At 67.9% G+C, this 13560-nt stretch carries 11 protein-coding genes, 1 tRNA gene and 1 pseudogene; 6 read left to right on the forward strand and 7 right to left on the reverse strand.

Annotation, left to right across the window (positions count from 1 at the left end; all coding sequences use genetic code 11):
• Positions 1 to 264 precede the first annotated feature (264 nt).
• Positions 265 to 1113 (reverse strand): methyltransferase domain-containing protein, encoded by an 849-nt coding sequence (locus AC1RPL_RS19680; protein WP_493071827.1) that lies wholly within the window; start codon positions 1111 to 1113, stop codon positions 265 to 267.
• 51 nt (positions 1114 to 1164) lie between these two features.
• Here AC1RPL_RS19680 and AC1RPL_RS19685 point away from each other — a divergent pair.
• The 5 genes and pseudogenes from AC1RPL_RS19685 (at position 1165) to AC1RPL_RS19705 (ending at position 4286) form a co-directional block, all read left to right on the forward strand.
• A pseudogene (locus AC1RPL_RS19685) lies at positions 1165 to 1913 on the forward strand (ComF family protein).
• A gap of 33 nt (positions 1914 to 1946) precedes the next feature.
• A complete protein-coding gene (grxC, locus tag AC1RPL_RS19690; protein ID WP_493071829.1) occupies positions 1947 to 2204 on the forward strand; it encodes a glutaredoxin 3 in 258 nt (85 codons plus the stop codon).
• A 13-nt stretch (positions 2205 to 2217) separates the two neighbouring features.
• A complete protein-coding gene (locus AC1RPL_RS19695; RefSeq protein ID WP_493072404.1) occupies positions 2218 to 2682 on the forward strand; it encodes a DUF1178 family protein in 465 nt (154 codons plus the stop codon).
• Positions 2683 to 2734: 52 nt separating this feature from the next.
• Positions 2735 to 2811 (forward strand) — tRNA-Arg (locus AC1RPL_RS19700).
• A 143-nt stretch (positions 2812 to 2954) separates the two neighbouring features.
• Positions 2955 to 4286: a right-handed parallel beta-helix repeat-containing protein gene (locus tag AC1RPL_RS19705; protein ID WP_493071831.1), complete on the forward strand. Its 1332-nt coding sequence runs from the start codon at positions 2955 to 2957 to the stop codon at positions 4284 to 4286.
• Positions 4287 to 4680: 394 nt separating this feature from the next.
• On the opposite strand, the gene AC1RPL_RS19710 is transcribed toward AC1RPL_RS19705, so the two are convergent.
• The 5 genes from AC1RPL_RS19710 to AC1RPL_RS19730 form a co-directional block, all read right to left on the reverse strand.
• On the reverse strand, positions 4681 to 5742 hold the full coding sequence (locus AC1RPL_RS19710; RefSeq protein ID WP_493071833.1) for a glycosyltransferase family 2 protein: 1062 nt from the start codon (positions 5740 to 5742) through the stop codon (positions 4681 to 4683).
• A complete protein-coding gene (locus AC1RPL_RS19715) occupies positions 5739 to 8201 on the reverse strand; it encodes an aminotransferase class I/II-fold pyridoxal phosphate-dependent enzyme (RefSeq protein WP_493071834.1) in 2463 nt (820 codons plus the stop codon). The genes AC1RPL_RS19710 and AC1RPL_RS19715 overlap by 4 nt, the downstream gene beginning before the upstream one ends.
• Positions 8202 to 8256: 55 nt before the next feature.
• Positions 8257 to 8706: a YaiI/YqxD family protein gene (locus AC1RPL_RS19720; protein WP_493071836.1), complete on the reverse strand. Its 450-nt coding sequence runs from the start codon at positions 8704 to 8706 to the stop codon at positions 8257 to 8259.
• Positions 8703 to 10442 (reverse strand): DEAD/DEAH box helicase, encoded by a 1740-nt coding sequence (locus AC1RPL_RS19725; protein ID WP_493071838.1) that lies wholly within the window; start codon positions 10440 to 10442, stop codon positions 8703 to 8705. Before AC1RPL_RS19725 ends, AC1RPL_RS19720 begins: the two co-directional genes overlap by 4 nt.
• Positions 10443 to 10784: 342 nt before the next feature.
• Entirely contained in the window at positions 10785 to 11630 is an 846-nt protein-coding gene (locus AC1RPL_RS19730) for an SDR family oxidoreductase (RefSeq protein ID WP_493071840.1), read from the reverse strand.
• A gap of 82 nt (positions 11631 to 11712) precedes the next feature.
• Between AC1RPL_RS19730 and AC1RPL_RS19735 the strand changes: the two genes are divergently transcribed.
• Positions 11713 to 12105 carry a winged helix-turn-helix transcriptional regulator gene (locus AC1RPL_RS19735; RefSeq protein ID WP_493071842.1) on the forward strand — a complete coding sequence of 131 codons (393 nt, stop codon included), beginning with the start codon at positions 11713 to 11715 and terminating at the stop codon, positions 12103 to 12105.
• 54 nt (positions 12106 to 12159) lie between these two features.
• On the opposite strand, the gene AC1RPL_RS19740 is transcribed toward AC1RPL_RS19735, so the two are convergent.
• Positions 12160 to 13536 carry a methyltransferase regulatory domain-containing protein gene (locus AC1RPL_RS19740; protein WP_493071844.1) on the reverse strand — a complete coding sequence of 459 codons (1377 nt, stop codon included), beginning with the start codon at positions 13534 to 13536 and terminating at the stop codon, positions 12160 to 12162.
• Between the last annotated feature and the right edge of the window lie 24 nt (positions 13537 to 13560).

Genomic DNA, 13560 nt, shown 5'->3' on the forward strand with positions numbered 1-13560 from the left:
CGACTCCGCGCCGATCCTCCGGCGACGCTGTTGCGACACCGGCCTTCCGCATCTTCGTACTGGCCTGGTACGAAGAACGGCGGGACGTATAACCTATTTGGTTATATATGTCAAGCGGAATGTTCCGGACCATTATCTTCTTCCCCATTAAGCGATCTCAGCAGGCCAACTCGCGAGGACTCGCGCTAGGGATCCGAACTGGTCCTCAAGCGATCTTGCTGAACGGCCTTCGGCGCAGGGATTCTAGCCAGATAATCCATTGGCCTACTTCTTCCCCTTCAACGCCTCCGCCAGACTCGCCGTAGCGCTCCCCCGCCGTGCCGGCTTGGGCTGCGACTCGTCCGGGGCCCAGCCGGTCAGGAAGACGAGCTCGAAGCGCTCGGGCGTCCTTCCGTCCGGGTCGGCGCGCTCGGCAAAGGCTTGCGCCGCGCGTGCCACTACGCCGCGGGTCAGGGGCGGGGTGCCGGGGAGCAGGTTGGTGCCCGCCATCTCGCGCAGGTCGCGGAACAGGCTGAGGATGCTGCCATAGCGCACCGTCAGCGTCTCGACATCGGACACCGGCAGCGCGAAGCCGGCGCGCACGAGCAGGTCGCCGGCCGCGCGCACGTCGATCTGGGGGTGGAAGCGCGCCACCGGGCGGTCGCCCTCGGCCTGGCGGAAGCTCGCGCGCAGGGTCGACAGCGTGCCTGCACCGAGGAACGCGCCGAGGAACAGCCCGTCGGGCCTCAGCGCACGGCGGGCGAGGGCGAGCATCCCCGGCACGTCGTTGACCTGGTCGAGCACGCCGATGCTCACCACCAGGTCGAAGCTTGCCTCGGCCACGGGGTGGCGGTCCTCATCGGCATGGATCGCCTCGGCGCCCTGGGCATAGAGCGCGCCCGGCTCGATCCGAGTGAAGTCGGCGCCGGGCAGCACGAAGCCGCCCCGGAAGCTGCCCAGGTCGAGCACATCGCGGAACTCGCGCTTCACGGCGCCCAGCCGCGCCTCCACGCCCTCGAGCATGTGCTGGCGCAGGAAACTCTCTTCGGCGGACATCCGCGCGGCGCGGTCGCGGCGCTTGCGGCGGAGCGCACGGTCGAAGATCTCGGAATCGCTGGGACCATTTTGGGGCATGGCGCGCTTGTGCGCCGCCGCGCCGCCGGGGACAAGACGGGCGTGGCCCAGCTGCAAACCTATCTCGCGCCCTTCACGCGTCCGCTTGCGCGGATCGCCGATTTCGCGCTCCCGCCACGCTGCCCGGGTTGCAGCGCGATCACGCCCGCCGACCACCGTTTCTGCCCCACCTGCTGGACAAGCCTGCGCTTCCTGGGGCCGCCCTGGTGCGCCGCTTGCCATATCCCCTTCGATTTCGACAGGGGGAGGGGGCGTGCTGCGCCGCATGCCTCGCCGATCCGCCCCCGCATGACGGCATCCGCGCCGCGGTGGCCTATGGCGAGGTCGCCAGCGGCGTCGCGCTCAAGCTCAAATATTCCGGCCGGCTCGCCTGCGCGGCGACCATGGCGCGGGCGATGGCGCGGCTGATGCCGGGGGAGGCCGATCTGCTCGTCCCCGTGCCGCTCCATCGCTGGCGGCTGTGGTCGCGGGGATATAACCAGGCGGGGCTGATCGGTGCATCGCTTTCCCGCGCGCACGCCGTTCCGCTCGCCCCCGATCTGCTGCGCCGCGTGAAGGCCACGCCGGTGCTGCGCGGCCTCGGCGTGCGTGCCCGGGCAAAGGCCGTCGCCGGCGCCTTCGCGCTTGCGCCCGATGCGCGCGCGCGGCTCGCCGGCAGGACGGTCGTGCTGGTCGACGATGTCCACACCAGCGGGGCTACCGCGAACGCCTGTGCGCGGCTGCTCAAGCGTGGCGGGGCGGCAAAAGTGATCCTTCTGTGCTGGGCGCGCGTTCTCGAAGGAGAAGAGGGCGCACATTGACAAGCGCTCGTCGCAACCACAGGTTTCAGGACAATGCCAAAGATCGAAATCTTCACCAAGGCTTTCTGCCCTTATTGTACCCGCGCCAAGATGCTGCTCGACAGCAAGCAGGCGGAATATGAGGAGATCGACATCTCGATGGGCGGCCCGCGCCGCGCCGAGATGCTCGAGCGTTCGCAGGGCCGCACCACCGTTCCCCAGGTCTTCATCGACGGCAAGCATATCGGCGGGTCCGATGACCTCGCCGCGCTCGATGCGCGCGGTGGGCTCGATCCGCTGCTCGCTGCCTGACCAGGGCAGGGGCGTGATCGTCTTCGACCTGAAATGCGGGACGGGCCATGTCTTCGAGGCGTGGTTCGGATCGAGCGGCGCTTGGGAAAGCCAGCGCGCCGCTGGGCTCGTCGCCTGCCCGATCTGCGGCGGGGCGGAGGTCGAGAAGGCCGTGATGGCGCCTAATGTGAGCGCCAAGGGCAATCAGGCGGTGGCGGCGGCAGCGCCGGCCCCGCAGCCTGACGTACCCGTGATCCCGCCCGAGACGATCAAGGCCGCCATCACCGCGCTCGCCGCGATCCAGGCGAAGGCGCTGGAAGGCTCGCAATGGGTCGGCACCGGCTTCGCCGACAAGGCCCGCGCCATGCACCTGGGCGAGACGCCCCACGCGCCGATCCACGGCCAGACCAGCGCCGCCGAAGCCGTGGCGCTGATCGAGGAAGGCGTCCCCGTTGCGGCCCTCCCGCTGCCGGTGGTTCCGCCCGAGGCGTGCAACTGAGCCCGCGAGGCGATTGACCGCCGGCCCGCCCATCCCTTAGGGCTTGCCGCGTGCCCCCGTAGCTCAGCAGGATAGAGCGACGGTTTCCTAAACCGCAGGCCGGTGGTTCGAATCCACTCGGGGGCACCATTTTGAGAGCGCGGTCGTGGCTCCGCGCTCAATTCCCCCAGCACCGCATTCATTCGCGCGCATGGCAGCGGCCGGAATATATTCGGCCTTGCAATGTAGGATTTTGTTTGTTCGTCATATGTTCTCAACTGAGGAGAGCAAAAATGGCTTACGTTGATACCGCAGACCTCATCGCGACCGGGATCGGCCAAGGAGCCAACATGGTCGGATTCCGGCAGGGCGGAGCGGGTTCCTCGTCCCGAACGGTGCAGACGAAGCTGCTCGAGCAGGTTTCGGTGTTCGATTTCATGTCGACCGCCCAAATCGCTGCGGTGCAGTCGGGCACTTCGACGGATGACGGTGCCGCTTTGTATCAGGCGCTGGCCGCCGGACGACGCGTCTTCCTGCCAGCGGGAACCTATCGCCTGGAGGATATCACGATACCGAGCAACCGCACGCTTTACGGAGAAGGTCCCGATGCGACGATCATCAAACTGAAGGCCGGGGCAACCGTTCGACGCCCGCTGGCACTCTTTGGCACCAGCCATGCTTCGATCAGCAATTTCACGGTGGACGGTGAGAGCCTGGCTCTTCCCGGCGATGCGAACGGGGTGTTCGGAATTTATTGCAGGCAGAGTTCATTCTGTCGTCTCGAGAATATCAAGATCATCGGCGTAATGGGGCATGCGATCGGAATGGAGGGATGTTCCGATTGCACGCTAGACGGCATCGAGATCCGGAACACCGGCGTGCAGCACGACATTCACATCATCAATGTCACGCACGGCTTCGGCGAGCCGAGCACGCGCAACACCATTCGCAACGTTATCGGCGATAGCACGACCGGCCGGTTTGTCGCGCTTACATTCTGTAATTATTGCTCAATTCACAATATCAAACTGAATAATCCCATCGTGGGCGAAGTGGTCTATTTTCAAGACAGCGCCTACTGCACCTTCACCGATGTTACCGTGATAGGCGGCGGCAGGGGTGAATCCGGTCTCGGCGCGACTGGATTTGACGGAATGGCGATCAACGGGGGCTGCGCCTACATCACCGGAAGTAATCTTCGCGCGATCAGCTGCGGCGGTCATGGTATTTCGCTATGCTATGCAAGTGCTGGCTGCGCATTGACCAACATCCACATTGAATCTCCGGATGAAGCCGGCATCGCGATTACGGACCAGGGGACCGAGGGAACAGAGCCCGGCGTATATGGACATCATAATCTGATCAGCAATGCATACGTCATCAATCCGGGGACGAGGAAAGTTGAAGCCGCGTTCGCCGTGTTTGGTGGCGCCAACAACCAGTTCATCAATTGCGTCGCCCGCGACGATCGTCCTTCGCCGCGCATGACATATGGGTTTGAGGAAGGAAATGGTGTGAACACTGCGGATTCCAATCATTGGGTCGGGATGGTTGCTGCCAGCGAATGCTCAGTCTTGCCGACCTGGACGGTGGGCGGAAATTCCACCGCAACGAACCTGCTCTGATACGTTGCTCGCCACCTCCCTGCGGGGAGGTGGCGATAGCGCCGGGGCGTGATTGGTGTCGCCTGCTTTCACTCTTTGTCGCAAGCGCTCGTTCGCCTCGCAGAACGCGACTTCGTTCATCTCGCACGTACTCACCTGCCCAGCTCGATCTGCCGGAGCCCAGCTCCGCCGCTCTTGACCTCGTGATCTCCTACACGAAAAGGCATGGCCCTCTGCGCCTTGCATGTCGCGACTCTTACTGCTTTCCGGCGCGCCCGATCGGCGCATTTTTTGGGTTTTTATTATATAGAATCAATAGATTAATGCGGATTTCTGTCCAGCGCCGCGACTCATGCAGAAATCCTACTGCGCAGCCCGCCGTAAAACCGCTTTTGGCGTACTTCGTGTACTTCGCCTAAAGCGCCACCCCGAGTCCGCGCCCGATCGCCCGCACCCGGCCGATCAGCGGCGAGATCAGGCGGTCCGGGTCGCCGCTGGGCAGGTGGACGCTCTCGGGCAGCACGCCCATCGCCTGGCGCAGGGTCACCGCGCCCTGGCGCAGGGCCGGCCGCGCAACCAGCCACCACAGGCGCGCATGCTCGCCATCCACTTCGATCCGTTCCCGCGGGGTCAGCGGGGTGCGGGCGATATGGTCGGCGTGGAGCGCGGCGAGGATGCGCGAGAGCCGGCCGAGGGTGATCAGGTCTGGCACCGGATCGCGCGCCATGAAATAGCGCACCACCAGTTCGGCGTTTGCCTGGGCCTCGTCGGCGCCGAACACCGGCAGATAGCGCTCGGCCAGCACGCGCGCGGCGCTGGCGGCCATCATCTCGGCGAAGCGCTTCGACGCGCCGCCGGGGTGGCAGCGATAGAGCAGCTGGGCTTCGTCGAGCCGGGCGATCTGCCCGAAACGGCCGAGCCGGTGGTAGAGGTCGAAATCCTCGGCATAGCGGACCTGCGGGCGCTCGAACGGATCGAGCAGCCGGGCGGCCTCGGCGCGGAACATGACGGTGGACCAGACCAGCGGGTTCTGGGTCAGGATCAGCCAGTCGATCACCGCGGGCGTGAGCGGGTGGTCGCCGGGCCAGGGGGTGACGCGGCCTTCCTCGAGCAGCTCGGCGGCGGTCGCGACCAGCACGGTGCCGGGATTGGCGTCGAGATACGCCACCTGCGCGGCGAAGCGGCCGGGCTTGCAGAGGTCGTCCTGGTCGAGCCCGGCGATATAGCGCCCGCGCGCCGCGGCGAAGCCGGTGTTGCGGGCGACGACCGGGCCGCCATTCTCCGTGGCATGGATCACGGTGATGCGTGGGTCGGTGAGCGTGGCGAGCAGTTCGCGCGTGTCGTCGGTCGAGCAATCGTCGACGACCACCAGTTCCCAGTCCGTGAAGTCCTGGGCGAGGACGCTGTCGATCGTCGCGCCGATCCACGCCGCGCCATTATAGGCCGGCATGATGACGGAGACCATGGGCGCGTTCATGCAGCGAGGCTCACGGCGTGGCCGAGCAGCTGGTCGACGATGAGCTGACCGACGTCGTTCTGCCATTGCCACAGGCCATTGGCCTTGCCCTTGAAGCTCTTCTCGCCGCCGAGCCGCCCTTCGGGGACGAAGCCCGCCGCAAGGCCGATGCCATAGGCGCCGGGAAGCGGCTGCCCCTCGGCATCGGTGACCCGGCAAAGCTGGTCGGCCAGGCGCGGGCGGCCGGGGGCATGCGCGGCGAGCGCGATGCGCTGGCCGGATGCGTCGAGCAGCGGCAGGGCGTGCGGGCGATAGCCGAGCGCGGCGACGACGACATCGGCCTCCGCGAGGATCCTCACCGCTTCCGGGTCGGCGTCGCCCAACTGGTGGAGCCGGACGCGCGGATCGGGAGTGCGGCAGCCGATGCGAAGCATGCGCAGCACGAGCTCGCGCGCTTCGAGCCTGAAGCCGGCCAGGCGATAGACGAAGCCCGACAGCGAACAGATGTCGTCGGGTCCGAAATCGGTGAAGCCATCGGCATGCGCGGCTTCCGCCGAGGGGTACCAGGGGCGCAGTTCCTCGCGGTGGAGCAGGCTCAGGCTCTCGGCGCCGAACGGGATGTCGGACTTGAGCAGCAGGACGGCGGAGGCGATGGCGGAAGTGGAGGCGCCGACGATCGCGATCCTGGGCGCGTGGGTGTGAGCGATGCGCGCGCGCAGGCGGTCCATGCCGCCGGTGCGCAGCATGTCGTCGCACAGCATCAGCCGTTCGCCGACCTGCTCGCCGAGCGGGGTGCCGGCGACGGGCGTGGCGGCGATGCCGCTGCCCGACTGATAGCCGCCGGTGGCGATGACGATGTTCTGCGAGAGCAGGTCGCGCTCTTCGCCGGTGCCGAGGTCGCGGATGCGGGTCTGCCACAGGCCCGCGGCGGTGCGGCGGCTGTCGATCACTTCATGGCGGGTCAGCACGCTGCCCCCGGCCTCGGTAACGACCGCGCCGACGCGCTGGCCCATCGCTTCGAGGAAGGAACCGGTGCGATGGAGCGGTACGCCGAGCTTGCCGATATATTGGGCGATCTCCCTGGACGCCGGATGGTCCATAAGGGCAGCGATGCCCGGTTCGGGATTGTCCTTCACGGCGCTGAGGAAGGTCTCGGCGGTGCTGTCCGAGGTGATGGCATAGCCCGGCAGCTCGCCCGCGCCGAGGCTCGGCCCGCGCTCGACCACTGCGAGGCTGGAGCCAAGCGCGCGAAGCTTGCCCTTCTTGCTGGCCGAGATGAGGAAAGCGACACCGGCAGGGCCACCACCGATCAGGACGGTGGAAAGGATCTTGGGCTGCGGGGCGGGCACCACGACCCGCGGCTTGCGCAGCGCGGCGTGGAGCGCGCCGCAGACGGTGGCGACATCCGCCTCGGTCATCGCGTCGGTGACCGGCAGCGAGAGCATGCGGGCGGCGATGTCGTCGGCTACCGGAGTCGGGTTCAGGATGGACGCGCGCTGGAAATAGGGCTGCTGGGCAAGGTGCGGAGCGAAATAATGGCCCGAGCCGATGCCTTGGTCGGCGAGCTCCGCCATCACCGCGGCGCGGTCGGTGCCGGCGGGCAGGAGCATCGGCATGAACTGGGCGACCTGGCGGGTGGCGCTGGTCGTCTGGAAGGCGACTTCGCCGTCCAGGCCGGAGCGATAGGCCCGGTCGAGCGCGGCGCGGTGCTCGGCCACGGCGTCGATCCTATCGAGCTTGGCGAGGGCGAGCAGGCCGAGGACTTCGGGCAGCTTGGCGTTGGTGCCGGGCTCGGTCGCCGAGCGGGGCATGCCGAAGCCGAAATTGTGCATGCGCCGCAGCGCTTCGACTTGCTCGGGATCTGCGCTGTAGATCAGGCCGCCCTCGGCCGTGGCGAAGGTCTTGGTGGCGTGCATTGAGAAGACGCTGGCGAAGCTTGCGCCGGTGCCGAAGCCGCGGCCGCCGGTATCCAGGCTGCCCAAGGAGGCGGCGGCATCGACCACCACGCCCACGCCGTGCTGTTCGGAGAGCCGGGCATAGCGGGCCAGGTCGATGCAGGTGCCGAAGGTGTCGTAGGGGACGAGCACCGCCACTTCGCCGGCGTGGCGGGCCAGGGCGGCTTCCTCGGCCTCGGCGCTGGCGGCCCAGTTGGCGGGGTCGCTATCCACGAGGATCGGGGTCAGGCTAGCCCAGATCGCGGCATGGGCGGTGGCGGCGAAGGTGAAGCTGGGGACCAGCGCATACTTGCCCTTGCGGCCCATGGCGGCCTGGCGGATCGCCAGGATCAGGCCGATCGTGGCGTTGTTGACCGCCAGCGCCGCGCCCACTCCGCCGAACAGCTCGGCCACGACCCGCGTCTCGAACTCGCGGACGACGGGCCCGCCATTGCTGTAGACGCCGCGGGCCTCGATGGCCTGCAGAGCCTCGGTCATCTCGCTCAGCCGCGGCGGTTGCGGCGCGATCAGCGGTAATTTGTGCATGTCCCCGGCAGTCCCACTCAATAGCCGGGGCAGGTTAGCTGCACGTCTCCTAAGATTAGGTAAGTCGCTTCAAGGCCACCAGTTCGCGGTCGAGCGCCTGGAGGAAGGCCGAGCGATCCGTCGCCGAGAAGGGCCTGGGGCCACCGATCTGGTCGCCGCCGGCGCGCAGGTCGGCCATGATCGCCCGCGTCGCTATCGCCGAGCCTATCGAGCTGGTGGTGAAGGGCTTGCCCGTCGGGGAAAGCACCTTCGCGCCGGCCTTGAGGGCGCGGTCCGCGAGCAGGATGTCGGCGGTGATCACCACACAGTCCGCGCCGGCCTGCTCGGCGATCCAGTCATCGGCGGCGTCGAAGCCGTCGCTGACCACCTGGCGGCTGACCAGCGGATGCTGGGGCACGCGCAACCAGGAGTTGCTCACGATCACCACGGGCACTTCGTGCCGCCAGGCGACCTTGTAGACCTCGTCCTTCACCGGGCAGGCGTCGGCGTCGACGAGGACCCTCACCGGTGCGAGGGACCCCGGGCCGGCGGCGCCTTGCGATAGGGCTTGGCCTGGTGCCGCGGCGCGCCGGGGCCGCCAGGACCACGCGGGCCGGACGGACGGTTCGGCCCGTTGCGCTGCTGCGGCGGGCGGCCACCCTCGACAGGGCCGTCGGACGGCTCGAAACGCACGTCCTCTTCGCTCTCGGCAGTGCGGGCGACGGCGGCCATGAACTTGTTGGCCATGCCGCGCGGGATCTGGAACGCCGTCTCGTTCGGACCGATGCGGATCGCGCCGACTTCGTTCTTGGTGATATTGCCGCGGCGGCAGATCAGCGGGAGCACCCAGCGCGGATCGGCGTTCTGGCGACGGCCGATATCCATGCGGAACCAGACCACATCGTCAAAGCCCTCGCGGTGCGCGCCCGGCTGGCGCTCCTCGCGTTGGGCGCTGCGCTCCATCATCTCCTCCGGAGCGGGGAGGGCGGCGCGGTGGGCGCGGACGAGGGCGGCGGCGATCTCGGCCGGGGTGCGCTCGGCGAGCAGGCGCTCGGCGATCGCCGTATCCTCCTCATCGACCTCGACCGGAGCGAGCAAGGCGGCGAGCAGGCGCTCGCGGTCCTGTGCACGGATCGCTTCGGGCGACGGCACGTCGATCCACTCGGCGTTGATGCGGGCGCCGCGCAGCATCGATTCCACCCGGCGACGGCGCGGATAGGGGACGATGAGGACGGCGGTGCCCTTCTTGCCGGCGCGGCCGGTACGGCCCGAACGGTGCTGGAGCGCCTCGGCATCGCGCGGCAGCTCGACATGAACGACGAGGCTGAGCGAGGGAAGGTCGATGCCGCGGGCGGCCACGTCGGTGGCGACGCAGACCCGGGCGCGGCGATCACGCAGCGCCTGGAGCGCGTTGTTGCGCTCGGACTGGCTATGCTCGCCCGACAGCGCCACGGCGGAGAAGCCGCGCTCGATCAGCGTGGCGTGGAGGTGGCGGACATTGTCGCGCGTCGCGCAGAACAGGATCGCCGTCTCGGCCTCGTGGAAGCGGAGCAGGTTGATCACCGCATGCTCGATGTCCGACGGGCTGACCGCGACGGCCTGGTAGCTGATGTCGCCATGGCCGCGATCCTCGCCGACGGTCGAGATGCGCAGCGCATCCTTCTGGTAGCGCTTGGCGAGCGAGACGATCGGCTTGGGCATCGTCGCCGAGAAGAGCAGGGTGCGGCGCGTGTTCGGCGTGCCGTTGAGGATCTCCTCGAGATCGTCGCGGAAGCCCATGTCGAGCATCTCGTCGGCCTCGTCGAGGACGATGGCGCGCAGCGAGGACAGGTCGAGCGCGCCGCGCTCGAGATGGTCGCGCAGACGTCCCGGGGTGCCGACGACGATGTGTGCGCCGAGGTTGAGCTGGCGGCGCTCCTTCGACGCGTCCATGCCGCCAACGCAGGTGGCGATGCGCGCACCGGTGGGGCCATAGAGCCAGATCAGCTCGCGGCTGACCTGCAGCGCGAGCTCGCGGGTCGGGGCGATGATCAGCGCATGCGGCTCGCGGGTCGGCACGACGCGGCCATCCTCGCCGAGCAACTCGGGATGCATGGCCAGGCCAAAGGCCACGGTCTTGCCGGAGCCGGTCTGGGCCGAGACGACGAGGTCGCGGCCTGCGGCTTCGGGTTCGATGACAGCGGCCTGGACGGCCGTGGGCGCGGCATAGCCACGCGATGCGAGCGCTTCGGCGAGAAGCGCAGGGAGTTCAGCAAATGACATGAGGCACCGCACATGGGGATGCGAAGGCATTACGGCAAGCGAAAAGAAGGTTGATTGCCGCGGACGTGGCTTTGTGTCGTTCAACCGAGTGGTTGAGCAATTAAATGGCGGATTTGCGCGGTTTTCGGTTGGGGCTTGTAATTCTTTACAGCAGAAATGTTGATTCCCTTGAATCGCTTACGCGTATGCGGGGCAAGGGACTCGGGCTGGCGCTGCATCTACAAGGGTAGAACAAACGAAATCCTACATTGCCAGTCCTTCTTTCCCCGGCAAAGGCCGGGGCCCAGACTTGATGTTGCAACGCTTAGTCTGGGCCCCGGCCTTCGCCGGGGAAAAGCTCGGCTAGCCGATCAGTGCCTTCACGCCGTCGGCGAGGCTGGTGGTCGGGTGGCCGATCAGCTTGGAGAGCTGCCTGCCGTCATCGAACAGCGCGCCGTTCGCGGTGTCGCCATCCCAGCCGGCGAGCATCTCGGCGAAGGGGGCGGGAACGCCGGCGCCTGCCAGCGCGGCGGCGTAATCGGCAGCCGGGAGGTTCTGGAAGGGAATGTCGCGGCCTGCCTGGCGCGAGAGTTCGGCCGCGAGGTCGGCGAGCGTGAAGCTGGTGTCGCCGGCCAGTTCATAGGTCTTGCCGTCATGGCCGGCGCCGGTCAACACCGCGACGGCGGCATCGGCATAGTCGGCGCGGGTGGCGGCGGCGATGCGGCCTTCCCCCGCGGCACCGATCAGTGCGCCGTGCGCGAGCGCGCCTTGCACGCCGGCAGCGTAATTCTCGATGTACCAGCCGTTGCGCAGGATCGTGTGGGGGATGCCCGAGGCGCGGATTACCTGTTCTGTTTCGCGGTGCTCGGTGCCAAGGCTGATCGGCGTCGTGTCGGCGCGCAGCAGGCTGGTGTAGACGATGCGGCCGACGCCGGCCTGCCTGGCGGCGGCGATCACGGCGGCGTGCTGGGGGCCGCGCTTGCCGACTTCGTTGCCCGAGATCAGCAGCAGCGTGTCGATGCCGGCGAGCGCGGGGGCGAGCGTCTCGGGGCGGTCATAGTCGAAGACGCGCGCCTCGACGCCGAGGTCGGACGCCTTTTCCGGGCTGCGGGCGAGCGCGACGATCTGGCTGGCGGAGAGCTTCTCCTGGAGCCTGGCGACGATGAGGCGGCCTAGCTGGCCGGTGGCTCCGGTGATAGCGATGGTCATTTCTGGTCCGTTCCTTGTGTGGTGACGGACATCCAGATATTGCCCTTGCTTACTAATCGTAAGTACATACATTCGGGTAAGTATGGAAAATCCTTCCGAAGCCTTTTCGACCCGCGTCCGGCGCGGCGACCTGATGGCGCCCGACTGCCCTTCGCGCGACGTGCTGAAGCACATCACCAGCCAATGGGGCGTGCTGATCCTGATCGTGCTGGAAAGCGGCACGCACCGCTTCAGCGCGTTGCGCCGCAAGGTGGGCGGGGTGAGCGAGCGGATGCTCGCCCAGACGCTGCAATGGCTGGAAGGCGACGGGCTGGTCGAGCGTGTCGCCTATCCGGTGGTGCCGCCGAAGGTGGAATACAGCCTGACGCCGATGGGGCGCGAGGCGGCGGCACATGTGCGGGGCCTGGCGGACTGGATCGAGGCGAGCATGCCGGCGATCGGCGAGGTGCGCGCGGGGCGGCTGGCGGCGAAGTGACAGGGCCGCTCCTCTATTCCGTCATCCCCGCGAAGGCGGGGATGACGGTGAGAGCTAGATTGCGCCCAAAGCCTGCCAATGCGCGGCTGGGGTACCGCCGTGGAACGCCTTCAACGCCGCCTCGCTCACCGGGATCGCCGAACCGAGTGCCGGCGCGGCGAGGTAACGATAGGGCAGGCCGGCCGCCGCCTCGCGAGCGATCACCGCGTTGAGGCGGCGCGCGGCCGCATTGTCGCTCGTCTCCGCCGACAGTCCCAGCACGCCGCTATGGAGCAGCAGCAGGAGCAGTTGGCGGACATTGGCCATGCCCTGTTCGCGCAAGCCCGGCAGGGCGGCGATCGCATCGATCGATTGCGGCCCCGAAGCCAGCGCCTCGAGGATGCCGGCGAACGCCGGATATTGTAGCGCGATCTCGCCGAATGCAGCTTCGACCTTCACCGTGCCGCCCGGCGCCGGCGGGGCGAGCAGCCGGAGGCGCGTCTGGCCGAGCGGCTGGGGCGCGGGGGCATCGCTGCCGCGGTGGAACAGGTCGCGGCGGAAGCTCTGGTTGATCGTGAAGTCCTGCACGTCCTGGCGCAGCCGGGGATCAGCCTGGGCCGTGATCGTGTCGCGCAGCGGCGGGGGCAGGATGGCGGGGAGCATCGTCTCGGCGAGCGTCGCGGTGCCGGCATGGGCCAGGCCGATGCCGGCCAACTCCTTTGCGACTTCGCTGTGCCAGAAGGGCTGCCAATGGTCGTGGAGATATTCCTGGACGAGATAGCCGGTACTACGCTGCTTCACGGCGTCGAGTCGCGCGGCGAGGCCGGGCAGGATGCGGAAGGTCGCCGCGCCGCCGGTGCGCAGCCGGTCGAACAGCGCGATCGATTCCGCGAATATGGCGTCGCCGGCCTTGCCGCTGGTCTCCTTGATCAGCTGGCTGATGTGCTGGAAGGGCATGGTGGCGAGCCAGCCGGGCTGGGCGTTGAAGCTGGCATAGACCAGCGCGCCGTCGCAGGCCGCGTGATCGATGCAGGCGATGACGGCCTCGCGCACCTGCGGCGGCACCCAGCTATAGATGCCGTGCAGCGCGACATAGTCGAACTGGCCGAAGTCCGCGGGCCAAGCGGCGGCGAGGTCGAGGAAATCGGCCTGGACGAAGCGGAGATTGGTCAGGCCCGCTTCGGCGGCGAGGCGCTGGGCGTGCGCGGCATGTTCGGGATGGAAGTCGATGCCGAGGAATTCGCCCTGCGGATTGGCGGCGGCGAGCAGGCAGAGGCCGAAGCCCTGGCCGGCGCCGAGCTCGAGATAGCGGAAGGGGGCGTTGGGGGCGCTGCGGGGGGCGGCGTGACCCGCGACGCGGGCGGCGAGATCGAGCCAGGCGGGCGCCATCTCGCGGTAGAAGCCGTAGGTGTATCCGACGCTGGTGTCGTAGCCGTGCGTGCTGTCGTTCATGTTGCCCCTGTGCCGAATAGCTTC

The organism is Sphingomonas sp. GW821-FHT12D09, assembly GCF_058807215.1.